Origin of the sequence: Pseudomonas japonica, from assembly GCF_013522925.1 — a bacterium.
GTDB classification, from domain to species: Bacteria; Pseudomonadota; Gammaproteobacteria; order Pseudomonadales; family Pseudomonadaceae; genus Aquipseudomonas; species Aquipseudomonas japonica_A.
Genome location: NZ_JAAMQU010000005.1, coordinates 180,241 through 202,329 on the forward strand (window position 1 = coordinate 180,241; position 22,089 = coordinate 202,329).

General features: G+C 63.4%; 19 protein-coding genes. 8 read left to right on the top strand and 11 right to left on the bottom strand.

Going from position 1 to position 22,089, the window contains the following annotated elements; genetic code table 11:
* The first annotated feature begins 28 nt into the window (after positions 1 to 28).
* The 3 genes from fepD to G7016_RS09970 are packed head-to-tail and all read left to right on the top strand — an operon-like array spanning position 29 to position 2,798.
* On the top strand, positions 29 to 1,015 hold the full coding sequence (gene fepD, locus G7016_RS09960) for a Fe(3+)-siderophore ABC transporter permease (RefSeq protein WP_181113521.1): 987 nt from the start codon (positions 29 to 31) through the stop codon (positions 1,013 to 1,015).
* On the top strand, positions 1,012 to 2,007 hold the full coding sequence (gene fepG / locus G7016_RS09965; protein ID WP_308812154.1) for an iron-enterobactin ABC transporter permease: 996 nt from the start codon (positions 1,012 to 1,014) through the stop codon (positions 2,005 to 2,007). The genes fepD and fepG overlap by 4 nt, the downstream gene beginning before the upstream one ends.
* Complete coding sequence (locus G7016_RS09970) at positions 2,004 to 2,798, top strand: ATP-binding cassette domain-containing protein (protein WP_181113523.1); 795 nt, start codon at positions 2,004 to 2,006, stop codon at positions 2,796 to 2,798. The genes fepG and G7016_RS09970 overlap by 4 nt, the downstream gene beginning before the upstream one ends.
* A 67-nt stretch (positions 2,799 to 2,865) precedes the next feature.
* On the opposite strand, the gene G7016_RS09975 is transcribed toward G7016_RS09970, so the two are convergent.
* The 6 genes from G7016_RS09975 to G7016_RS10000 all read right to left on the bottom strand — a co-directional run bounded on the left by G7016_RS09975 (position 2,866) and on the right by G7016_RS10000 (position 11,478).
* Entirely contained in the window at positions 2,866 to 6,831 is a 3,966-nt protein-coding gene (locus G7016_RS09975) for an enterobactin synthase subunit F (protein ID WP_181113525.1), read from the bottom strand.
* Entirely contained in the window at positions 6,828 to 7,040 is a 213-nt protein-coding gene (locus tag G7016_RS09980) for an MbtH family protein (protein ID WP_181113528.1), read from the bottom strand. Before G7016_RS09980 ends, G7016_RS09975 begins: the two co-directional genes overlap by 4 nt.
* Before the next feature lie 35 nt (positions 7,041 to 7,075).
* On the bottom strand, positions 7,076 to 8,332 hold the full coding sequence (fes, locus tag G7016_RS09985; RefSeq protein WP_181113530.1) for an enterochelin esterase: 1,257 nt from the start codon (positions 8,330 to 8,332) through the stop codon (positions 7,076 to 7,078).
* Between the two features lie 58 nt (positions 8,333 to 8,390).
* A complete protein-coding gene (locus G7016_RS09990; protein ID WP_181113532.1) occupies positions 8,391 to 10,571 on the bottom strand; it encodes a TonB-dependent siderophore receptor in 2,181 nt (726 codons plus the stop codon).
* Positions 10,572 to 10,828: 257 nt separating this feature from the next.
* Entirely contained in the window at positions 10,829 to 11,239 is a 411-nt protein-coding gene (locus tag G7016_RS09995; RefSeq protein WP_181113534.1) for a putative toxin-antitoxin system toxin component, PIN family, read from the bottom strand.
* Complete coding sequence (locus G7016_RS10000; RefSeq protein ID WP_181113536.1) at positions 11,239 to 11,478, bottom strand: ribbon-helix-helix domain-containing protein; 240 nt, start codon at positions 11,476 to 11,478, stop codon at positions 11,239 to 11,241. The genes G7016_RS09995 and G7016_RS10000 overlap by 1 nt, the downstream gene beginning before the upstream one ends.
* Before the next feature lie 142 nt (positions 11,479 to 11,620).
* Between G7016_RS10000 and G7016_RS10005 the strand changes: the two genes are divergently transcribed.
* From G7016_RS10005 to G7016_RS10020, 4 genes are all read left to right on the top strand, one after another.
* A complete protein-coding gene (locus tag G7016_RS10005) occupies positions 11,621 to 11,953 on the top strand; it encodes a DMT family transporter (RefSeq protein ID WP_181113538.1) in 333 nt (110 codons plus the stop codon).
* Between the two features lie 69 nt (positions 11,954 to 12,022).
* Entirely contained in the window at positions 12,023 to 13,195 is a 1,173-nt protein-coding gene (locus G7016_RS10010) for an NAD(P)/FAD-dependent oxidoreductase (protein WP_181113540.1), read from the top strand.
* Positions 13,192 to 14,004 carry an aldo/keto reductase gene (locus G7016_RS10015; protein WP_181113542.1) on the top strand — a complete coding sequence of 271 codons (813 nt, stop codon included), beginning with the start codon at positions 13,192 to 13,194 and terminating at the stop codon, positions 14,002 to 14,004. Before G7016_RS10010 ends, G7016_RS10015 begins: the two co-directional genes overlap by 4 nt.
* A gap of 30 nt (positions 14,005 to 14,034) precedes the next feature.
* Positions 14,035 to 15,006 (top strand): metal ABC transporter ATPase, encoded by a 972-nt coding sequence (locus G7016_RS10020; protein WP_181113544.1) that lies wholly within the window; start codon positions 14,035 to 14,037, stop codon positions 15,004 to 15,006.
* A gap of 3 nt (positions 15,007 to 15,009) precedes the next feature.
* On the opposite strand, the gene hldE is transcribed toward G7016_RS10020, so the two are convergent.
* The 3 genes from hldE to msbA all read right to left on the bottom strand — a co-directional run bounded on the left by hldE (position 15,010) and on the right by msbA (position 19,149).
* A complete protein-coding gene (hldE, locus tag G7016_RS10025; protein ID WP_181113546.1) occupies positions 15,010 to 16,431 on the bottom strand; it encodes a bifunctional D-glycero-beta-D-manno-heptose-7-phosphate kinase/D-glycero-beta-D-manno-heptose 1-phosphate adenylyltransferase HldE in 1,422 nt (473 codons plus the stop codon).
* Between the two features lie 79 nt (positions 16,432 to 16,510).
* Positions 16,511 to 17,182, bottom strand: a complete 672-nt coding sequence (locus G7016_RS10030) for a sulfotransferase family 2 domain-containing protein (protein ID WP_181113549.1) — start codon at positions 17,180 to 17,182, stop codon at positions 16,511 to 16,513.
* A 164-nt stretch (positions 17,183 to 17,346) separates the two neighbouring features.
* Positions 17,347 to 19,149 carry a lipid A export permease/ATP-binding protein MsbA gene (gene msbA, locus G7016_RS10035; protein WP_181113552.1) on the bottom strand — a complete coding sequence of 601 codons (1,803 nt, stop codon included), beginning with the start codon at positions 19,147 to 19,149 and terminating at the stop codon, positions 17,347 to 17,349.
* Positions 19,150 to 19,263: 114 nt separating this feature from the next.
* On the opposite strand from msbA, the gene G7016_RS10040 reads away from it, so the two are divergent.
* The gene (locus tag G7016_RS10040; protein ID WP_181113556.1) at positions 19,264 to 19,905 is read left to right on the top strand and encodes a lipopolysaccharide kinase InaA family protein; all 642 of its coding nucleotides are present in this window, start codon (positions 19,264 to 19,266) and stop codon (positions 19,903 to 19,905) included.
* On the opposite strand, the gene G7016_RS10045 is transcribed toward G7016_RS10040, so the two are convergent.
* Together G7016_RS10045 and G7016_RS10050 are read right to left on the bottom strand one after the other, a co-directional pair.
* A complete protein-coding gene (locus tag G7016_RS10045; protein WP_181113559.1) occupies positions 19,880 to 21,034 on the bottom strand; it encodes an O-antigen ligase family protein in 1,155 nt (384 codons plus the stop codon). The two genes, G7016_RS10040 and G7016_RS10045, sit on opposite strands and share 26 nt — an antisense overlap.
* Positions 21,035 to 21,127: 93 nt before the next feature.
* Positions 21,128 to 22,084, bottom strand: a complete 957-nt coding sequence (locus G7016_RS10050; RefSeq protein ID WP_181113562.1) for a glycosyltransferase family protein — start codon at positions 22,082 to 22,084, stop codon at positions 21,128 to 21,130.
* Between the last annotated feature and the right edge of the window lie 5 nt (positions 22,085 to 22,089).

Consider the following 22,089-nt stretch of genomic DNA (forward strand, 5'->3'; position numbering starts at 1 on the left):
ATCCGTATTCACTGAGTATCGTGACTTCATGCGTTTTGTTTTTTCCCTCGCGGGGTTGGTAGTCGCGCTGCTGGCCGCTATCGCGCTGAGCCTGCAAGTGGGCGCCAGCCATGTCCCCCTGGCTGATGTTTGGCAAGCCCTCACCACCGACTGCGGCACTCCCGTTTGCACACTGGTAACCGACGCTCGCCTGCCCCGCACGCTGGCTGGGCTTGTGGCAGGCATGGCGCTCGGCACTGCGGGCGTGCTGATGCAAACCCTTACTCGCAACCCGCTGGCGGACCCCGGCGTGCTTGGCGTGAATGCCGGCGCCAGCTTCGCCATTGTGGTCGGCATTGCGTTCTTTTCAGCGCACAGCCCGTTTGCATATCTCACCTTCGCCTGTGCCGGCGCGCTCGCGGCTTCGCTGCTGGTCGCCTTTACCGGCATGGCCAGCGGCCGGCGCTTCAGCCCCGTGCGCCTGCTGCTGGTGGGCGTGGCCCTGGGCGCTGCGCTGGAAGGCATTGCCTCCGGCATCTCGTTGCTCAACCCGTTGGTCCACGACCAGGTGCGTTTTTGGCAAGCGGGCTCGCTGGATATCCGCGAACTGACGCTATTGCGCTGGGCGGCGCCGCCCATCGTGGCCGGTGTGCTGCTCAGCCTGGCCCTGGCGCGCTCACTGGACAGCCTTGGCCTGGGTGATGATCTCGCCGCCGCGCTGGGCACCGGCGTGCTGCGTACGCAGTTGCTGGGGCTAGGCTGTATCACCCTGCTGTGCGGTGCCACTACGGCGCTGGTTGGCCCGATCGCGTTCGTTGGGCTGATGGTGCCCCACATGGCCCGGCGAGTCGCCGGGCCATCTCACGCACGGCTGCTTCCAGCGGCCTTGCTGATCACGCCCCTGCTGCTGTTGCTGGCGGACACACTTGGGCGCTTGCTCACCGCCACCGAACTGCGGGTGTCCATCATGACCGCCCTGATTGGCGCACCGGTATTGGTGCTGCTGGCGCGGCGCAGCCGGCTGGTGGCACTGTGAGCCGGGTCACGCAGCGGCGCCGCGTACAAGGGTGTGCGCTGGCACTGATGGCGGCGTGCTTGTGGCTGGGCGTGTACTCCCTGGGTAAAGGCACCCTGCCGCTAAGCCCCGAACAGTTGCTGGACGCCTTGCTTGGCCAAGGGCCAAAAGGCACGCGAATGATCGTGATGGAATGGCGCCTGCCGCGGGTGGTGGTTGCGCTCTGCCTGGGCGCCGCGCTGGGCGTGAGCGGTGCGATCTTCCAGTCGCTGCTGCGTAACCCGCTGGGCAGCCCGGACATTCTGGGGTTCAACCTGGGCGCGTATACCGGTGTACTGGTGTGGGTGGTGATGTTCGAGGGCGGCATGCTTGCCAGCACTGGCGCAGCCCTCGCTGGTGGCCTGGTGACTGCCCTGCTGGTTTACCAGTTGGCCTGGACCGGCAGCATGAGCGCGCTCCGGCTGATCGTGATCGGCCTGGGCATGCGTGCATTTTTGCTAGCGGTCAACAACTGGCTGGTCACCAATACCACGCTCGATACCGCAGTGTCCGCAGGCCTGTGGAACGCGGGTTCGCTCAACGGCGTGACCTGGGCGAAGGCGCTTCCGGCGTTGCTGATCATCGCCGGGGCGCTGGCCGCCGCGCTGCTGCTCAGCCGCCGCATGCGCCTGCTGGAGATGGGCGACGACACAGCCTGCGCGCTGGGCGTGCCGGTAGAACGGTCGCGCCTGTGGCTGATGCTGGCAGGTATTGTGCTTACCGCCGCCACTACCGCTGTTGCAGGCCCCATTGCCTTCGTCGCGCTGGCAGCTCCGCAGATTGCCCGCCGCCTTGGCAGCGGCCAGGCGCTCACACTGCCAATGGCCGCGCTGTGCGGCGCCTTTTTGCTGCTCAGTGCAGACGTTGCCGCGCAGCACTTGCTTAGCCCCTACCAAGTGCCTGTTGGCCTGATTACCGTCAGCGTTGGCGGCTTGTACCTTATTGCTCTGCTGATTCGCGAGGCCCGTAAATGACCGTACCGTCCAGCCGCCTTTACGCCACCGATCTCACCTTGGCATACGACGGCAAAGTGGTTGCCAAGGACCTGTCGGTCAGCATCCCTGAAGGCGAGCTGACGGTGATCATCGGCCCGAATGCCTGCGGCAAGTCCACCTTGCTGCGCAGCCTCAGCCGGTTGTTGCAACCGGCCAGCGGCCAAGTGTGGCTCGACGGCCAGGCCATTCAGCAATACCCCACAAAGGAAGTCGCGCGCCGTTTGAGCTTGCTGCCCCAGAGCGCCAGCGCGCCGGGCGACATTACTGTGAAAGACCTGGTTGCCCGCGGCCGCTATCCACACCAGCGCCTGCTGAGCCGCTGGCGCGACGAAGACGAACGCGCGGTACAAAAGGCGATGCAGGCCACAGGTGTGGATAACTTATGGGCCGAGCCGGTGGATACGTTGTCGGGCGGGCAACGCCAGCGGGTGTGGATCGCCATGGTACTGGCCCAGCAAACGCCGTTGGTGTTGATGGATGAGCCCACCACCTGGCTGGACATCACCCACCAGATCGAACTGTTGGAATTGCTCCAGCACCTCAATGAAGACCATGGGCATACCTTGGCGGTGGTTCTTCATGACCTCAACCAGGCGTGCCGTTACGCGACCCACCTGATTGCCATGCGCGACGGCAAGATCGTCGCCTGCGGCCCTCCCCGGGACATCGTTACCGTGGAGCTGATCGAGCAGGTATACGACCTGCGCTGCATGATCATCGAAGACCCGGTAGCGCATACGCCGCTGATCATTCCGTTGGGCAGCCGCTAGGCAGCGGCCTCTGTAGCAACGGGGCCGGCCATCCGGCGAAGCCGCAGGCGGAGCTTGCGAATAAGCGCTACAGGGCCTTCAGCGCGCGGTTGATCATGGGGCCGACCTGCGCCAGCATGGCCGGCGAAATGATATCCACGTGAGCGCAATCCAGCCGCTGCACCTCAAGCCCTTTCACGAAGCGGCCCCAGGTTTGAGTAACCTCCATCCCTGATGGCAGGGTTTTCTCCGCCACGAACAGAGTAGCGATGCCTTCGAAGCGGGCACTGCGCGCCGTGGCCAGCAGGCGCACAGCGTCGGCGTAGTTGGCTTCGATATGGTCGAACAGCCGCGTGCCGCCCTCGCCTCCCGCTTCGCCCAGCACGCCCCGTTGCGCGGCAAGGAATTGCTCGCGTTCACGGTTCACTTCCGCCAGCACTTCGGGATCGAGCTGGTTCTTGCCAGCGCGCTCGTCCCAGTTCTGCGTCTCGGGCGGATAGGTATCCAGCAGCCCCAGGAATGCCACCTCCTCACCTGCGGCGCGAAGCCGTGCCGCGATGCCGTGGGCCAGGGTGCCGCCGAGTGAATAACCCAGGAAATGATACGGCCCCTTGGGCTGCACACCGCGAACCAATTCGAGGTGAGCATCGCACACGTCGTCCAGGTGCTGCCCATGCTGCAACGGCCCGATGCCGCGGGGCGACTGGATGCCCAGCAGGGACCAATGCGGGTCGATGTAGCGCTGCAACACGCTGAACTGCCAGGCGAACCCGGAAGCTGGATGGAAGCAGAACAAAGTAGGGCCATTGCCCTGCCGCAGCGGCAGCAAGCTATCGGTACCGGCGGCCTGTGCCTCGGCTTCGCTTTGCTGCGCTTCGAGCAGGCTGGCCAGCCGCGCCACAGAGGAGGCGATCATTACCTGGCCTACCGAGACCGGCCGCTGCAATTCACGCCGCAGGTTCGCCGCCAGCGTCATGGCCAGCAACGAATGCCCGCCCAGCGCGAAGAAATCGTCGTCGGCGCTTACCTCATCGCGTTCCAGAATGCGCCCGAACGCGTGCGCGATGGTTTGCTCCAACCCCTGCGCTGGCACCCTGCCTCGGCTTTCACCTTGCACGCTTGGCAACGGCAATGCCTTGCGATCCAGCTTCCCGGTAGCGCCAAGGGGGAACGCCTCCATCTCGACCAGAGCGACCGGCACCATGTGTGCCGGCAAGCGGTCGGCCAGCGTGGCGCGCAGAGCAGGCAAGTCCAGCTGAGCACCGGCCTGCGGGATCACGTAGCCCACCAATTGGCGTGCATCGCCGCCGGTGGCGTTGGCCGCCTCGCCCAGCACGCGAGCATGGGTGACCGCCTGCGCGATACCGGGCAAGGCCAACAAGGCGTGGTCGATTTCGTTCAGCTCGATGCGTTGGCCGCGGATCTTCAACTGATCGTCGCTACGCCCAAGGTATTCTACCGCTCCGCTTTCCAGCCAGCGCGCCACGTCGCCGGTGCGGTACATACGCTCGCCGTTGCCATAAGGGTCTGCCACGAACCGGCTGGCGGTAAGCTCCGCTCGGCCGAGATACCCGTGGGCCAGCTGCACACCGGTAAGGTAAAGGTCCCCGGCCACGCCTGGCGGCACCTGGCGCAGGCAGCGATCAAGGATGCGCAGGCCGGTGTTCCATACGGGGTAGCCAATCGGCACGCTGGCCCCGGTTACCCCCGCCAATGCCTCGCCGTATGCCGGGTACCAGCTCACGTCCACGGCGGCTTCGGTAGGGCCATACAAGTTGTGCAGCGCCACGCCTGTACGCCGCTGCCAGCGACGGCAGAGGTCGGCGGGCAGTGCCTCACCGCTGCAGAAGACCTGCCGCAGCGGTTTGCACCGCTTAACCGCAACAGGGTCGTCAAGGGTGGCGACGAAGGCCGCAAGCATCGACGGCACGAAGTGCATCGTGGTAACCCGCTGCTGCTCGATCAGCAGCTGCAGCGCTTCAGGGTCGCGATGGGCCTCGGGTGGCGCCATGTGCAGCCGCGCGCCGACGATCAGCGGCCAGAAGAACTCCCACACCGACACGTCGAAACTGCTCGGCGTTTTCTGCAACACGGTGTCGGCCAGGCCGATGGGGTATTGGTGCTGCATCCATAGCAGCCGGTTGACGATTGCCTGGTGCCCTACCACTACCCCTTTGGGGCGGCCGGTGGAGCCCGACGTATAGATGATGTAGGCCGCACTGTAAGGTTGCGGGCCGCTGAAGTTGCGCGGCAGGGCCGAATCGGCTTGTAGCAGCGCGTCATACCGCAGCATGGGGCTGGTACTGAAGCCCGCCAGCCGCGTGGCTTGATCCTCGGACGCCAGCACCAGCCGCGGGTTGGCGTCTTCGAGCATGAGCGCCAGGCGATCATCCGGGTAGCCCGTATCCAGAGGGAGGTACGCCGCGCCCGCCTCCACGATTGCCATCAACGCCAGGGACAGAAACACCGAGCGCGGCAGCGCCACGGCCACGGTATCGCCTGGCTGCACACCTTGCTGCACCAGCCGTTGGGCAAGGGCGATTACCTGCTCACGGACCTCTCGGTAATTGAGTTGATGCTCGGCGTCGGACAAGGCCGCCGCAGCCGGGGTGAGCTCCGCTTGGCGGCGCAGGAGCGTAACCAGGGTGTCATCCGTGAGCGGCCGAGCAGTGCTGTTGACGGTTGCCAGCAGCGAATGGTCTTCGGCATGCAGCAGGTCAACCGCGCTGCAAGGCAGGGCCGGTTGCTGGGCAAACTGGCGGGCCAGCAAGGCAAACCGTTGCACATGGCGCGCCAGGGCCTGGGCGTCATAACGCTCGGCGTTGGCGAGCACCTCAACGGTGAGCTGTTGGGCCTGGTCCAGGTAAAGGGTGATCTCCAGGTCCCTTACAGGGCCAGCAGCCAGGGCATGCGTAATACCCGGCACGCCGTCGAAATCCAGCTGGAATTCGAACAACTTGAGGTTGACCACGGCCCCATACAAAGGCTCCGCGTCGCCCACGCGGCCCAGGTCGCGCTGGATCTGCTCGGCTTCATAGCGCTGGCGCCGGCGCAGGGTTTTCATTTCCTTCGATACGCTTTTTGCCAGGTCGAACAGGTCGTCGTCGGCACCAATGTGCATTTCCATGGGCAGCACGTTGATTACGGCGCCCGCGGCGCTGGCCGCAGCCGAACCCATGCGGCGCATGAAGATGAAGCCCGCGGTAAAGTCGTCCTGCCCGCCCAGCCGCGAAAGCCACAGCGCCACCAGCGCCACTGCAATATCGGCGGTGCCCAGGCGGCGGGGCTCGGCGGCGGCCAGCAGCGGCTGCATCAGCTCTGGTGGCACCACGCAGCGTTCACGCAGCAATTGGGTAGTCGGTACCTGGCCGCTCAGCGGCGCGGGCGAAAGAGTCACAGGCGGTGGCAGCTGGCGCGCTTTCTCTGCCCAGAAATCGCGATCCTGCCGGCAGGTTTCCGAGGCTTCATAAGCTTGGTATTCCTCCACCACATTCGCGAACGGCGTCCACGGCGACGGCCCTGGCTCTTCGCCACGCATGGCCGCGGTATAACGCTGCGCTATGCGCCGAGTAAGGCCGGCGAAGCTGTAACCGTCCAAGGCAAGGTGGTGATAACGCTGGTACCAGCACCACTGCTGGTCGCCGGTGCGCAATAGCATGTTCGCCCATTGCAGCCCTTTGCCCTGGGCACGCAGGTCTTGACGCAGGTCGGCCTGCATCCAGGCCATGGCGGCGCCATGCGGGTCAGGATGGCCGCGCAGGTCTACGCACGCCGCTGCCGGCAAAGGTGCGCCTGGATCGAACCGCTGGGCAGGCACGCCGTCGTGCTCGGTGAACACCAGCCGCAGGGTATCTACCTCTGCCACCCCGGCATCGATCGCCTGCAACAGCACCGGAACGTCAAGCGTGCCCTCCAGCTCGACGTAGTGCGCCACGGCATAAGCGTTGTGGTGAGGGGTCAGCTGGTCGGCGATCCAGATCCCGGGCTGCGCGGCCACCAGGGGCATTTCACGTAACTGCTGGCGAACCGGATTCATCAACGCGTTCTCGCTCATTTGGCCACCCCGCTGGCGGCGGGCGCGCAAAGGTCTGTCCAGGTCAGCTCAACCCACGCCCCGCAGGCCTCGCGGCTTGCCGGGCCGTGCACCTGGCGCCAGCCGGCGGGCACGGGGGCGACGTCCGGCCACAGGCTGTATTGCCCACGCGCATTGGCAAGGACGAAACACACCTGTTGAGGGTCATCGAAGGGGTTGAGCTGTTCCACGTGCGTATCCTTTTCCAAGTCAAAAACAAATGCAGCTAGCGGGGCATATCCGCCCACAGCGCGGCAAGCCCATCGAGCAGCCCGCCACGCCAGCACAGGGCATCATGGCCGCCATCTACCGGCCGCCAGACGTGGGCCCAGCCCCGCTTCGCCAACAGGGGCAGCAACTGCTGATGAGCAGCCTGGATCAATGGCTCGCGGGTGCCGGCTTCCAGGTACAGCTTGAGGCCGGCGCCTGCGCCCAGCCCTTGTTCGATCTGCTCGATGAGCCAGCCGCCCGGCGCTCCCGCGTGTTCAGCCGGGCGCCGTGGCCACCAATACGAACCAGACTGACTCAGCACACAGCCGAACCGTTCAGGCCAATGCAGGCCGGCATACAGTGCCGACAACCCGCCGAAGCTCTGGCCCGCGACAACGGTGCTGCCCGCCGCCTCGCTGAACGCGGCACACTGGCGTACCAGCGGCAGCAATTCTTCTTGCACGGCTATCCAGAAGTCGGGATTACAGGTGAGTTCACGGGCGCGGTGGGCACTGTCGATGTTGTCGATCAACACGTAAACGGCGCCAGGAAGCTCACCTGCGGCGGTCAGCTGGCTCAACGCCGGGCCCACGGGCACCGTCTCGGCCCAGAACCGCCCATCCAGCAGCATTGCCAAAGGCCGACGCGCATCTCCCGCTGCGCCAGTGCCACCAATCCAAACCTGGCGTTGATTGCCCAGCCGTGCGCTGTTCCATTCAAGGCGGTGCAGCTCAGGGAAGCCCGGCGCCGGCCACAGGTCGCCACGGTCAAACGCCGCCCAGGCGCGCTGCGGTGGCGCATCGGGCAACTGCGCGGTGGACACTTCGATCCCGCGTTGGCCTGTCCAGCCCCGTTGGCGGTTGAGGGGGTCTCGGCGGGCGGCGGCAAAACGGGTTTTCCACCAGCTACGCAGTGCTTCGCGCCCCTCGCCCGGGCCGTTGGCGTTTTGGCTGGGTATCAGGCTGTAGCTGCCGCGCCAGGTATCGGCCAGCTCAATCTCGAAATGCCACACGTCCGTGCCGGCCAGCCGCTCGAGGCTTTGCGGGCCTTTTGCCTGGTGGTGATCGGTCACGCCGGTGATGTTGATCCACACCCGTTGGGTAGTGGAGTGTTCAGCCAACCCTTGTGGGTCGCGCCATAAAAAAGTGAGCCGGCAGTGGCCAGGGCTCGCCGCTTCGATCAACGGCGTACCCTGCGCGGCAATGGCTTGCCACCACTGCTCGGTTCCGGTGTCGCTGCGTTGCAGCACAGGGCTGCGTATCGCGTTTGGCATCAGCTCGTTCCAGGCGTGGCCACTGCCGGCTAAGGTGCTGGCAGCGGCCCGGGGGCGATCAGAAGTCGTAGCGGGCGCCTACGGTCATGCTACGAGAAGGCCCGGTGAAGTTGAACGTGGAGACCGACCCCACGCGCGAGTAGTACTCGCGGTCGAACAGGTTGTTCACGTCCAGGGTGGCGGTGAGCTGCTTGGTGACCGGGTAGGACAACTTGGCATCCACGGTGGCATAGCCTGGGGCGGCCACCTTGGTGTTGTTGCTTTCCATGTAGAAGTCGCTCATCCCGGTGATACCCCCACCCACGCTCAGGCCCGAGAGCAGGCCAGCATCGAGGGTGTACTTGGTCCACAGCGAGGCCTGGTGCCGCGGCATCGTCATGAAGGTGGTGTTGGGTGCGCCTTCCAGGCTCTCGGTCTTCATGTAGGTGTAGCCGGCCAGCACATCCCAGTTGGGGGTGAGGTTGCCGCTCACTTCGAACTCGGCGCCGCGGATGCGGGATTTGCCCCCTGCCACGTAATAGCTGGTGATGCTGGTGCCATTAGCGTCGACCGGGTTCACCGCGCGGTTCTTGTCGTTCAGCTGGAAGGCCGACACGCGTGCGTTCAGGCCGCCGTCGAAGTAGCTGCCCTTGATCCCCACTTCGAACTGCTCGCCCTCATGGGGCTTGATGAGCTTCCCGTTCTGGCCAACGTTGGATTGCGGCTTGAACACTTGCGAGTAGCTGGCATACAGGGAATGGTGCTCGTCCAGGTCGAAGACCATGCCGCCGTAAGGGGTAACGTGGCCGTTGACGTCGCGGTCGCTGCCGGTTTTGGCGCCGCTGGCCAGCGTGGTGGTGTAACCCTCGCCACGATAGCTGCTCAGGCGCGCGCCACCGATCAAGGCGAGGCGGGCAATCGGCCGGAAGGTGACCTTCGAGTACAGGCCCAGCTCCTGCTCGTCGGTATCGACCTGAGTGGTATAGAACTTGGCCGGCTTGGCAATATCCGTCGGGTCGTAGGTATTGACGTTGATCGTGCCAAAGACCTTGCTGCCGTCCTTGTAGGTGGTGTTGTAGTGCTTGTAGTCGGTACCCACCACGAACTCGCTCACCTGCCCCAGCGCCGCGAACGGCTGGCTGTAGCTGGCGTCCATCGAGAACGCATCCTGCTCGAAGTCGCGGTTGCTGGCGCGCAGGGTGGTATTGCCGTTGGCCTGAACTGCCGCCCCGGTAAAGGCATACATGTAGTTGGTTTCGCGCTGCGACCCGCGCAGGGCAATACGCCCGTAGCCGCCGTTGTCGAAGCGGTGCGTCAGCTCGGCGGTGAGGTCGGTGGTCTTGCCGTCGAAGTAGTTCCAGTCGGCGCCGAAGAATTTCGACTGGCTGAAGTCCAGCAAGTTACCCTTCGCGTCGGTTGGGTAGCCGTTGTTGGGGGTGATGTTCTTCACTTCATGCAGCAGGCCGAACGAGACTTGGGTGCTGTCGTTCAGGTCGACATCCAGCGCACCGTAGTAGGTATTGCTGGTGTTGGCGTTGTAATCGACTTCGCCATTGGTGTCCGAGCGCGAGGCGATAAAGCGCCCACGCACGCGCCCGGCTTCATCCAGCGGACCGGACACGTCCACCTCTTGGTAATTCTGGTCCCAGGTGCCATAGCGCGCTTCCACGTGGCCCTGGAACTCGGCGGTGGGGCGCTTGCGAACCATGTTCACCACGCCGCCCAGTTCGCTGGTGCTGTTGAACAGCCCCGACGGGCCACGCATCACTTCTACCCGGTCGAACGCCACCAGCGACGGGACGGTGCCGAAGATACTGGCCATGGGCGCCGGCAGGCCGTCGATATTGAATTCATCATACTCGTAGCCGCGGGCATAGATCGACGAACGCCCGCTGTCGTTGGTGAGCACGCGCAGGCCGGCGGTGTACTTGGCCAGGTCGTCCAGGTGCACGAACTGCCGGTCGCGGATGTATTCGTTGGTGTAGCTGGTGGTGGACTGGGGAATGTCACGCAGGGCGGCCGGGGTTTTGGTGCCCACGGTGGCGGATTCGGTGGTATAGCCGCCGGTCTGCTCGGAGGGCGGCATGTCGTACAGCCGGTTGCCCTCTACGGTGAGCGTGTCCAACTCCACGGCAGGCGCTTGCAGGGTAACGGTTTCGGCCAAGGCACTCAGCGGAAACGGTACCAGCAAACTGGCCAGCAGCAGGCGCTGCGGGCGGCTGCCTGTGAATAAGTGCGTGATTCCCCGGTGAACGTTCATCGATTGTCCTTTGTATTCCGAACGGTAAAGCAAGCCGGCGCGCGGGCCTTGCACGGAGCGTTCAGCCCCGGCGGCGCTGCGGGCAGCGTCCAACCCGTCTATGGTCAGGCCGGCCAGCCAAGAGTAGTGGCAGCATGCAATCCCCCTGGCGACGCAGTACGCTGCATCGCCAAGGCGCTCGGATGGTAATCAATCTCAATAACATCCGCAAATCCATAGCATCTTATTTGCGGATTGATACATTTGGAGGGGAGGGGTTACAGCGCTTCTTTGCAGAATGTAAGGGCAGTAACGATGCGGGCCCGGCCTATGTGGCCTCGTTGCAGCAACCCCGCCCGGCGATCACCAGTTACGAGATAATCAGCCATTCCTTCAATCGCCATTGAAAGCAGAAATGCGTCATCCGGATCGGCCGCCTCTGCCTCCGTTGTCAAACGCTCCAGCACCACGGCCCGTTGCAGGTTGTTGATCATGGTGCCCACCTTGGCAGGGTGGAGTATGGCCTGGAGCTTGGGATAGCGACTGGCTCGTCGAATCTCATCGAGCTGGACGCGAGAGGTCACTACTTCAAACCTGGCGTCGCGCCACGCTCGATAAATCGTGTCCGGGGCACCACGAGGCGAGATCAAAGCACTGAACAGAATATTGGTATCCAACACAACCCGCATCAGTGACCACGTGCCCACGTAAGCGCTTCTTCTACTGCTTCGTCGATATCTGCCTCGCTCAAATGGCTATTCGCCGTTTTGGCTTGCTTTGCACTGAGCTCCAGAATGTGCGCCTGTACTGCCTCCTCAATGAACTTCGATAAGTCACCCTTGCGCCCGCCGCCTTGGCTAGCGAGAAACATACGTAAGGATTGGTCCGTATCAGCCGAGACCGCCACATTCCAACGCACAGTATTCATGAGATACCTCCAGATAGGTGTTTATGCACTTATACACTCACGGGAGGGCTGTCGGCAATCCAGCCCGCGACATACAGTGCCAAGCGGCTATCACTGCATCTAGCAGGTCTCTAGAATGCCCCAAAACAAACAAGGACATCCCATGACCGCCTATTACTACCTTGCCATCGCCATCTGCGCCGAAGTGATCGCCACCGTTTCGATGAAGGCCGTGAAGGGCTTTAGCACGCCGCTGCCGCTGGTGTTGGTGATCGTGGGCTATGGCATTGCCTTCTTTATGCTGACCCTGGTGGTGCGCAGCATTCCGGTGGGGATCGCCTATGCGATCTGGGCGGGCATGGGGATCGTGATGGTGAGCATCGCGGCGTTGTTCATCTATGGGCAGCGGCTGGACGTACCTGCCATGGCGGGCATGGCGCTGATCGTGGCCGGTGTGGTGGTGATCCAGCTGTTCTCGCGCACGGCAGGGCACTGAAGCGCGGTAACCGCCCCGGGAAAGCCTGTCAGGTATACTGGGCGCCTGTCTGGCGCACCGAGGTACCCAATGCCCACCCCTATTTCCACTGATGTGCTGATCGTTGGCGCTGGCGTCGCGGGCCTATGGCTGAACGCGCGCCTGCGCCGGGCTGGCTGGTCCACCGTATTGGTGGAGCAAGGCAGCCTGGGCGGCGGCCAAACCTTGAAGTCCCAGGGCATCATCCACGGCGGCGCCAAATACGCCTTGCACGGTGCGCTCACTGGCGCCTCCGAAGCCATCGCCGACATGCCACGCCGCTGGCGCGAAGCCCTGGCCGGCACCGGCGAGCTGGACCTGCGCGGCGTGCGCCTGCTCTCCGAAGCGCATTACCTGTGGTCGCCCGGCACCTTGGCCGGCAACCTCACCAGCTTTTTCGCCAGCAAGGCCGTACGTGGCCGCGTGGATGCCGTAAAGGGTGATCAGCTACCGCCCGCTCTGCAGAACCCGGCGTTCAAAGGCAAGGTGTACCGCCTGGCCGAGCTGGTAGTGGATGTGCCCAGCCTGGTACAGCGCCTGGGTGAACTCGCCGATGGCAGCCTGCTGGCCGCCGGGCATATCGAACCACTGACCGAAAATGGCCGCCCTGTGGGGCTGTTGGTGGATGGCCGGGAAATACGTGCACAGCGCATCGTGCTCAGCGCAGGCGCGGGCAACGAGGCCCTGCTCACCGCCTTGGGGATAAAACAGCCTGCCATGCAACGCCGCCCGCTGCACATGGTGATGGCCAAGGGGGCCGCACTCAAACCGCTGTATGCCCACTGCCTGGGTGGCGGGCCCAAGCCTCGCATGACCGTGACCACGCACCCGGCGCCGGACGGGCAATGGGTCTGGTACCTCGGTGGCGACCTGGCCGAAGCCGAAGGCGTGGCCCGGGACGAGGCGCAACAGATCGCCGCGGCGCGTCACGAAGTGAGCCAGTTGCTGCCGTGGGTAGACCTCACCGATGTGCACTGGGCCACGCTGCGTGTGGACCGCGCCGAGCCGGCACAGTCCGGGCTTGTGCGCCCAGACAATGCCTTCCTCGCGGCAGAAGGCCCGCTGCTGGTGGGTTGGCCCACCAAGCTGGCGCTGGCCCCGGACTTCGCCGACCGGGTGATCGCCGCCCTCGCCCACGACGGCCTGCAACCCATTTCCACCCCCGGCCTGCCAGAGCTGCCACAGCCCCCGCTGGGCGTACCCGCCTGGGCGGTGCTGCCATGAGCCTGCCTACGCTGCACGGTTTGCAACGGCCGCTGGGCTCCACTGGCCTGATGGTTTCGCCGCTGGGCCTGGGCACCGTGAAGTTCGGCCGCGATCAGGGCGTGAAGTATCCCAACGGCTTCACCATCCCGGATGACCAGCAAGCTGCTGCCCTGCTCCGCCAGGCCCAGGGGCTGGGGATCAACCTGCTGGACACGGCGCCCGCCTATGGCCACAGCGAAACCCGCCTGGGCCCGTTGCTGCGCGGCCAGCGTGACCAATGGGTGATCGTGAGCAAGGTGGGGGAAGAGTTCGAGAACAACCAGTCGCGCTTCGACTTCAGCGCCGCGCACACGCGGTTTTCGGTAGAGCGCAGCCTGCAACGGCTGGAAACGGACTGCATCGACCTGGTGATGGTGCACTCGGACGGCAATGACCTGCACATTCTCGAGCACACCGATGTCTATGAAACCCTTGCCCGGCTGAAGCAGGAAGGGAAGATCCGCGCCTATGGTTTTTCCGGCAAGACCGTTGCCGGTGGCCTGAAGGCCCTGGAAATCGGCGATTGTGCCATGGTCACCTACAATCTGAACGAACAGGCGGAGCGGCCGGTCATTGAATACGCGTCGTCACATGGCAAAGGTATTCTGATCAAGAAAGCCTTGGCCAGCGGCCATGCGTGTCAGCAACCGGGCATCGACCCGGTACGGGCGAGCTTCGAGGCCCTGTTCATGCAGCCCGGCGTTACCGCTGCGATAGTCGGCACCATCAATCCTGTGCATCTGGCCCATAACGTGGCCACCGCCGCCACGGTCCTGAGCAAGCGCTGAGGTGGGGCGGCACGTCGATAAGGAATTTTCATGCCGCGCACCCTTCGCCGTAGCAACCCAGGCAACTTCAAGACCCTGCCCCTGATGGTCGAAGCCGGGCCTGATGGCCTGGCCTACCAAGGCACCGGCATGCCGATCAACTTCAGCCAGACCCTCGAAAAGCGCAAGCCCGTGACGATCGAGGATCCGCAGCGGTTTCGCCTGGAGTTGGCCAACCTTGGCATCTCCGTTCGCCTTACCCTCGCCTGGGAAGGGCGGGAATACTGGGTACTGGTGCGCCAGCAGCGGATCGACCGGGGCGATGTGGTGCTCAAGCTGATATCGGGGTATGTGCCGGCCCACGAGCTCAATATCCCACTGCACACCGCTGTACAGGAAATAGCCGAAGAATGCCTGCTCGAAACGCCTGAGGGCTGGCTGAATGGGCGGTTCAAGGACACCTGGCTACCCGCCCCCTACAGCCCTGCCCTGCGCTATCGGGAAACCGCGCCCTTCAGCTTGCGCCCCTGCAACGGCGATGCCCTGCCTGTACGCAGCGGCAGCCTGACCTTGATCGAACGCCCGCGCGCCTATGTTCATCAGCCCACTGCCTCGTTGCAGCTGGTGTATGACATGCGCCTGGAGATACCCAAGGAGGTTCGCGGGCTGAGCCTGTATCACGTGGACGAGCGGCTGGAGAAAGGCGAACTGGTGACCCGGCTCAATCGCAGCCGGCCCGACCTGTACCTCATCCCGCTGAAAAACGGCGCGCCGCTGGCCGAGCTCTATACCCTGCGCAAGGGCAAACTGGTGCCTGCGCCCACCCGCGGCCTGTACCTGGCCGAAAGTTTCGGCCGCCAGGAAGGCTGGGTGGTACGCGAGGAGCGGGTGCGCTGGCGGGAATGGCTGGCACGCCAAGGGGTGAATGCCCCAGCCAGGCCGAAAACCCGGCTGCGGCGCATTACCACCCGGGCCAAGGCGCTTATTCGGCTGGCGCGCTTCGGCCGGGGTGATAAAGGCTGAAGGTCAGCGGTTGCGGATCTTCTCGACGATGGCGGTGGTGGAGCTGTTTGCCACTAACCCCAGCACCCGCACGGTTCCGCCATACCCTTTGACGATGTCCGCACCCACTACCTGGTCTACAGAATAGTCGCCGCCTTTTACCAGTACGTCTGGCTTTACCTGGCGCAGCAGGTTCTCGGGCGTGTCTTCAGGGAAGCTCACTACCCAATCCACCGCGCCAAGGCCGGCAAGCACGGCCATACGCCGGTCCACGCTGTTGATCGGGCGGCCCGGCCCCTTCAGGCAGGCGACCGAAGCGTCATCGTTGATGGCAACCACCAGCCGATCGCCCTGAGCCCGGGCTTGTTCGAGGTAGGTCACGTGGCCGGCATGCAGAATGTCGAAGCAGCCATTGGTGAACACGATTTTCTCGTTGTGCGCACGGGCATCATCAATGGCCAGCAGCAGCTGATCCAGCGTGAGCACGCCGCGCTCCGAGCCCTGCTCGCGAGAGATAGCCCGGCGCAGCTCCGGTGCGCTGATGGCGGCGGTACCCAGCTTGCCGACCACGATGCCAGCCGCCAGGTTGGCCAGTGCCACGGCATGGGGCAGCTCTTCTCCGGCGGCGATGGCAGCGGCCAGCGTGGAAATCACCGTATCACCGGCACCCGTCACATCGAATACTTCGCGGGCACGGGCGGGCAGGTGAAGCGCCGGGTGGCCTGGGCGCAGCAAGGTCATACCATGCTCGCCGCGAGTGACCAGCAAGGCGCCCAGCTCCAGGTCAGCCATCAGCGTGGCGCCCTTGGCCACCAGTTCGGCTTCGTCGGCGCAGCGGCCCACGATGGCTTCGAACTCGCTCAGGTTGGGGGTAATCAAGGTCGCGCCGCGGTAACGGGTGAAGTCCTTCCCCTTGGGATCGGCCAATACCGGGATGCCACGCTTGCGGGCGGCTTCGATGAGCGCCTGGTGGTTCTGCAGCGCGCCCTTGCCGTAATCAGAGAGCACCAGCACCTTCACGCCCGCCAGCAATGCTTCTACATCGTTGCTCAATTGCACCGGGTCGGTGGCAAAGGGCTCTTCGAAGTCGATGCGCAGCAGTTGCTGATGACGACTCATTACCCGCAGCTTGACGATGGTGGGCTGGTGGCCGATACGCTGGAAACTGGCCTTCACCCCGGCGGCACGCAGGCTCGCGGCAAGGCTTTCGGCGGCTTCGTCCTCGCCGGTAACGCCAACCAGCGACGCAGGCGCGCCAAGGGCGGCGATGTTCAGGGCAACGTTGGCAGCGCCGCCGGGGCGGTCCTCGATCTGCTCTACCCGCACCACCGGCACGGGCGCCTCCGGGGAGATGCGTGAAGTGCCGCCATGCCAATAGCGGTCGAGCATCACATCACCGACCACCAGGACAGGTGCTTGATCGAAACGCGGCATCGACAACTTCATGGCCCAACCCATCTACAGTTAACAGGCCGGCGATAGTATCACAGGGCCGAGCGTGGCCCGAGCCCCAGTGCCCGGCGGCTCAGTCGTAGCCCAACAGCGCGTAGTCCCGCGCATACAATTGGCGCAGGCGCTTGCGGGCCGCCGGGCCAACCGCATAGCGCACCCGCTGCGGGGTACGTTCGTAAGCAGGAGCAGACCAGGGCAGTACGGCGGGAATGCAGAGAAAATCCCGTAATGAGCCAAAATCACGCATCAGGGTTTCGTAGTAGCCGATAAAGTCGAGCCGAAGCACGCCCTGGGCATCGACCAGGAAGTCTGTCTGCGGGGCGAATTCGGGGTAGGTGCGCAGAACCTCCGGCGTCAGAGTGTGCGCCACGAACCCGTCGAAGCCCTCATCCGCATCCATGTCCTCACAGGCTTCGGCAGCCTGAAACAGGCGTGCCTCCATCAACCGCGCCCAGGCGACGTATGCCCGCTCTACCGGGTCGCGCACAAAGGCGAATTTGAAAGCACCGGCGTAGTGCTCTGGAAACTTGTGCTCGTACCAGCGCAGCGGTACGTGGCCAGGATTGGTGTGGCCGAACAAGGCGGCGTGGACAGCGTCACCCTCGCAGCCGAACACATTGATGAACAAGCAGCGGTTGGCGCGGAATGGCTCGGGAAGCCGCGCCGGCCCCCGCAATAAAGCAGGGTTGAGGGGCTCGTTGCGGGCCAGGCGGCCGGAGGTGCTTGCAGGTAGAAATCGCTTCACTATAAAACAGGAAAATATCCCCTCCCGGCCCGTGCCGTATCGGCTATAGCCGACACTAGCAAACTGCCATTGAAGATACATCACCGCTTCGTCCGTTAGCGTATCAGGAGCAGTACGCACGGCCAGCGGGAGGCAATCCCTCACGCTGGTCGGCTAGCCCACTCTCAAGCGAGGTTCATTTTGCCAGGCTCTTCCAGACCCATCGCATGAAGGCGGGCGTAGAAACCATTCAAGGCAAGCAGTTCCTGATGCGTTCCGCGCTCTACGATGCGGCCCTGGTCCATCACCAGAATAAGGTCGGCTTTTTCGATGGTGGACAGGCGATGGGCGATCACTAGTGTGGTCCTGCCCTTCATCACATGGTCCAGCGCGCCCTGGATGTGCCGCTCCGATTCAGTGTCGAGGGCTGAGGTGGCCTCATCGAGGATCAGTAACGGAGCGTTTTTCAACAGTGCCCGGGCGATGGCCAGGCGTTGGCGCTGACCGCCAGATAGCAGAACACCGTTTTCTCCGACATCGGTATCAAACCCTTGGGGCAATTGCTCGATGAAATCCCGGGCGAAGGCGTCAGTCGCGGCAGCTTCGATCTGCTCTCGAGGCGCCCCCGACAAGTCGCCATAGGCAATGTTGTTCGCTACGGTGTCATTGAACAGTGTTACCTGCTGGTTCACCTGAGCGATATGCTTGCGCAGGTTGCGAAGCCGGTAGTCCTGCACCTCAACGCCATCCAGGAGGATCTCCCCGTCCCCATGGTGGTAGAAGCGCGGAATCAGATTGGCGAGGGTCGATTTACCACTGCCCGAGCGGCCGACCAGCGCTACCATCTGGCCGGGCTCTGCCGTGAAGCTGATGTCTCGCAGCACCTGCCGATCGGTGTCCGGGTACTTGAAGTTCAGCCCACGAACCTCCAGCCGGCCGCTGACCTGCTCGCGTTCGATGGTCCCGGTATCCACCTCAGGAGCCACGTCGAGCTGCTCGAAAATACTCTCGGCGCCCGCCACGCCACGTTGAATGGTCGAACTTACTTCCGAAAGCTGGCGGATGGGCTTGGGCAGCAGGCCGGCGGCGGTAATGTAGGCAATCAGATCCCCCGCGCTGGCGTCTCCGCGCAGCCAAAGCACCAGGAACATCAACACGGCCATGGCGGTGTAGATCACCAGCTGCAGCATCGGCGTATAGACCGCTCCGGTCTTGGTCATGCGCAGCTGCTTGTCGGTATTGCTCTGGCTCGCCTTGCGAAAGCGCTCGGCCTCGTAGCGCTCGCCACCGAAGCTGCGCACCACCCGGTAGCCCTGGATGGTCTCGGAGGCGACATGGGTTACATCGCCCATGGCGACTTGTATCTTTTTGCTCTGCTTGCGGAATTTCTTGCTGGTACTGCTCACCATGATGGCGATCACCGGCAGAATGGCCAGCATCACAAGCGTCAGCCGCCAGTTCATCATCAAGAGGTAGCCGAACAGGAATACGACAGTCAGCCCCTCGCGAATGACCACCTTGATGGCGTCGGTGGCCGCACCGGTGACCATCGTGACGTTGAAGGTGATGCGTGAAATAAGGTGGCCAGAGTTATGCGTGTCGTAGTACCGGTTGGGCAGCACGAGCAACTTATCGAACAGTGCCAGGCGCAGGTCGTGGATCAGCCCAAGGGATACCTTGGCCAGGAAATAGTTGCCCAGATACGAGCCCAGCCCCTGCCAGGCCGCGATCAGCACGATCAATATAGGTACGGCTTGCAGGAGGTGCAGCTCCCGCAGGTAAGGCACCGTGGGAAAGAGCACGGCCTGGGGGTTGTTCAGCCCATCGACGAAGTACTTGAGAATGCCCGCCAGCATCGGCTGAGTAGAGGCGAACACCACGAAACCGACGATGCTCAAGCTGAACAGGCCTACGTACGGCCGCATGTAAGACAACAGCCGTAGATAGATCTTCAGGCTCGAGGGCGCGGAGGGCTCAGGGTTGCTCATGAGAAATCATCGTATTGAAAGAGCCGCGCAGTGTAGCACAGGGGGCCATCATGCAGCCCGGGTGCGCTACCATACGCGCCTGCCCCGCGTCAGAGGGCCTATGCAGGAGTATTGATGCAAGCGCTTGATCACCGCCGTTATCTGGCATTGAGAAACGGGGCCAAGGTATTGGAAGCCGATGGCTCGGGCGACAAGGTGCTGCGGCTCCAGGATGGCTCTATGCTCAAGCTGTTCAGGCGCAAGCGGCTGCTGACCTCGGCCGCCTGGTATCCCTATGCCCGGCGCTTCGCCGACAACTGCCGTCACCTTGCGGCCAGGGGAATACCCTGCCCGCAGGTGAACGCCGTATATCGCATTGGCGAGATCGAGCGCGACGCGGTGCATTACGCACCCCTGCCCGGCGTGACATTGCGGCAGCTGATCGAGGCTGGCACCGCTCATGCCCCCTTGCGGGCGCAACTGGGCGAGTTCATTGCGCAACTGCACGAAAACGGCGTGTATTTCCGCTCCGCTCACTTGGGTAACGTAGTGCTCACCCCCACAGGTGAGCTGGGCCTGATCGACATTGCAGACTTGCGCCTCTATCGGCGCCCGCTCAAACGCTCGTTACGTGAGCGCAACTTCAAGCATATGCTGCGTTACCCTCAGGATCGCGCCTGGTTATGTGCCGATAGCGAGGCCTTTGTCACCGGGTATATGGCAGGGCAGCATGTGTGCCCCGCAGCGGCGGTCAATGAGGCACTGGCGGCGGCCTGACCCCGCGGGAAAGGGTACCCCCAAGGATCACCGCCGCTGGCAGCAGCACCAGCAGCCACAACTCGTCGGGGTTGCCTACGATCTTGCTGCCGTCGAAGTTGAGCATCAGCAGCGCGGCCGCCAGGTAAAGGCCCCAGGGGCTGCGCTGCCGCCAGGCCTGCCAAAGGGTTGCGGCCATCAGGGGAAGGAAGATCGCCAGCGATACCCCCCCGGTATAAAGCCCCAGCGACACGAAGATGTTATGCGGGTGAGGGATAGGTATGCCCCCTGGCAGAGTTTGCGTGGTGTGGAAATTCACCCCGCAACCCAGCAGCCATCCGCACCGTTCCCACTCGCCTGTCATGATCCGGAACAAGTCGGTTCGGTATGAATCACCCCGGCCTATCAACGAAGCAACCCATGGCTCGTGCCACAGGCACCACAGCGTAAGCGCCACGCCCAGCGCCAGTACCGCTACCACTGCACCGCCGACGCGCGGGCTGCGGTAAATGCTGTACAGGCTCCAGATCCCGGCCAGGAAAACGCCGCCGACGATACCCGTACGGGTTTGCAACACGAACGCCACGGCAATGAATGACAGCACGGCCGCGGCTACCATTTCCGCATGGCGGCGCTCGCGGGTCCAGACCGGCAAGCTCAATCCCAACGCACAGACCAGCCAGATGCTGGTGTAGATCACGTTTTCCATGCGTGCGGGCAAAAGGTCCACCCGTGCGCCCAACGCTACGCCGTGCTCAAGGTAGGCATAGCCGGCACACACGTAGATATACAGGCTGATGATCCAGAACAGCGCCCGGGCCACCTCGCCTCGGTGTAAAAACTCCCCCTGCGCCAGGGCGGCGACGATAAACACGAACAGGCCGGTATAAACGATGTGTTTATAGAACTGCATGCCCTCCTCCCGCATCGCCGGTATCAGGCACCATCCCAGGAATACCAGCCATCCGACAGCCAGTGGCTGCTTGAACAGGCCGAAGCCGCGGTTACGGATCAACGCGACCAGGCCAGGTAGCGCAATGAACGCGTAGAAGAGGTTATTGGTCCACTTCGCCGAACCTTGAACAACAAAGCTCAGGACGAAAGCCACCAGCAGCGCAGTGAAATAACGTTGGAAGGACTGGCTTAGCAAAACGACCCCTTAGCCTCTCTAGAATGTTCATCGGCATGCGTCGCTTGTTTGGTAGATACCATCTTCGTGCCGAACGCTTCCATTAAGCTGTGCTCAGATTCCCAACGCATTGCGCAAGCGGGCCAGCCGACCAGGTACCGGCGTGGGACGTAACGGAGCGCGCATGCACTCCACGACCTGTGCGCCTATGCTGTTGAACCCATAGCGGCCTTGCACCAATGCCTGCCCCTGGGCGGCGATCCTGGCGGCGAGCGCTGGCTGCTCACGCAGTATGGAAAGCTTCTCCCGCAATTGCGCCAGGTCCCGGTAAAGCACCACGTTGCCCATGTCGGTGAACCCCAGAGCGGCGTTCTCTTCTTCCCCCTGGTCGTAGGCGAACAGAACACAGCCTGCAGCCATGGCTTCGAAATTCTTGATCATGTATTCACCCATGCCCACATCCGCGCTCACAAAAAAGCGAATGCGGTTAAGCATGTGGTTGTACTCGGCGCCTGATTCGGTACGCGTGATCAACAGGTCTTCCACCGCTGCGAGGGATTCCAGGAACGCCTTGCGTTGGGCGTAGGCAACGCTTTTCAGACTGCCCACGAAGCCCAGCTCGATGTCCCGAACCAGACCCAATTCACCGACCAGCGTATGGTCGTAACCCTTGGGCACAAAATGGGCATCCACACCCTCTTCGCGCAGCCGCCGGGTAACCTGAGCGCCTGAGCTGATCACTCGCACCCATGGCAGGTGCCGGTAATGCTCGCTGAATTTACCGGTGTACTTGCAGGTGATGTAGTTCTGATAAGCGTCATGCTCGAGAATCACCAGGTTGGGCACCGTGCGGATGAACGATACCTGCCGGATTTCCTGCTTGAACCGCAGGAAAAACAGGATGCGGTCGTAACGGGTAACGTCTACGTTTCGCTTGAACCACGCGCGCAGGTTGCGCTGATCCGCGCTGTCCAGCCACCGCAGATCACACGTACAGTGAGCAGCAACGCCCTGATACAGCTCATCAAGAATGGCGCGTTGATCTTTCTGCACTAGAAACAAAACGTTCATAGACA

Excerpts from the sequence above, each read along its gene's own strand:
- fepD (WP_181113521.1), top strand. The coding sequence starts at position 29 with ATGCGTTTTGTTTTTTCCCTCGCGGGGTTGGTAGTCGCGCTGCTGGCC.
- G7016_RS09970 (WP_181113523.1), top strand. The coding sequence starts at position 2,004 with ATGACCGTACCGTCCAGCCGCCTTTACGCCACCGATCTCACCTTGGCA.
- G7016_RS09975 (WP_181113525.1), bottom strand. The coding sequence starts at position 6,831 with ATGAGCGAGAACGCGTTGATGAATCCGGTTCGCCAGCAGTTACGTGAA.
- fes (WP_181113530.1), bottom strand. The coding sequence starts at position 8,332 with ATGCCAAACGCGATACGCAGCCCTGTGCTGCAACGCAGCGACACCGGA.
- G7016_RS09990 (WP_181113532.1), bottom strand. The coding sequence starts at position 10,571 with ATGAACGTTCACCGGGGAATCACGCACTTATTCACAGGCAGCCGCCCG.
- G7016_RS09995 (WP_181113534.1), bottom strand. The coding sequence starts at position 11,239 with ATGCGGGTTGTGTTGGATACCAATATTCTGTTCAGTGCTTTGATCTCG.
- G7016_RS10000 (WP_181113536.1), bottom strand. The coding sequence starts at position 11,478 with ATGAATACTGTGCGTTGGAATGTGGCGGTCTCGGCTGATACGGACCAA.
- G7016_RS10005 (WP_181113538.1), top strand. The coding sequence starts at position 11,621 with ATGACCGCCTATTACTACCTTGCCATCGCCATCTGCGCCGAAGTGATC.
- G7016_RS10010 (WP_181113540.1), top strand. The coding sequence starts at position 12,023 with ATGCCCACCCCTATTTCCACTGATGTGCTGATCGTTGGCGCTGGCGTC.
- G7016_RS10015 (WP_181113542.1), top strand. The coding sequence starts at position 13,192 with ATGAGCCTGCCTACGCTGCACGGTTTGCAACGGCCGCTGGGCTCCACT.
- G7016_RS10020 (WP_181113544.1), top strand. The coding sequence starts at position 14,035 with ATGCCGCGCACCCTTCGCCGTAGCAACCCAGGCAACTTCAAGACCCTG.
- hldE (WP_181113546.1), bottom strand. The coding sequence starts at position 16,431 with ATGAAGTTGTCGATGCCGCGTTTCGATCAAGCACCTGTCCTGGTGGTC.
- msbA (WP_181113552.1), bottom strand. The coding sequence starts at position 19,149 with ATGAGCAACCCTGAGCCCTCCGCGCCCTCGAGCCTGAAGATCTATCTA.
- G7016_RS10040 (WP_181113556.1), top strand. The coding sequence starts at position 19,264 with ATGCAAGCGCTTGATCACCGCCGTTATCTGGCATTGAGAAACGGGGCC.
- G7016_RS10050 (WP_181113562.1), bottom strand. The coding sequence starts at position 22,084 with ATGAACGTTTTGTTTCTAGTGCAGAAAGATCAACGCGCCATTCTTGAT.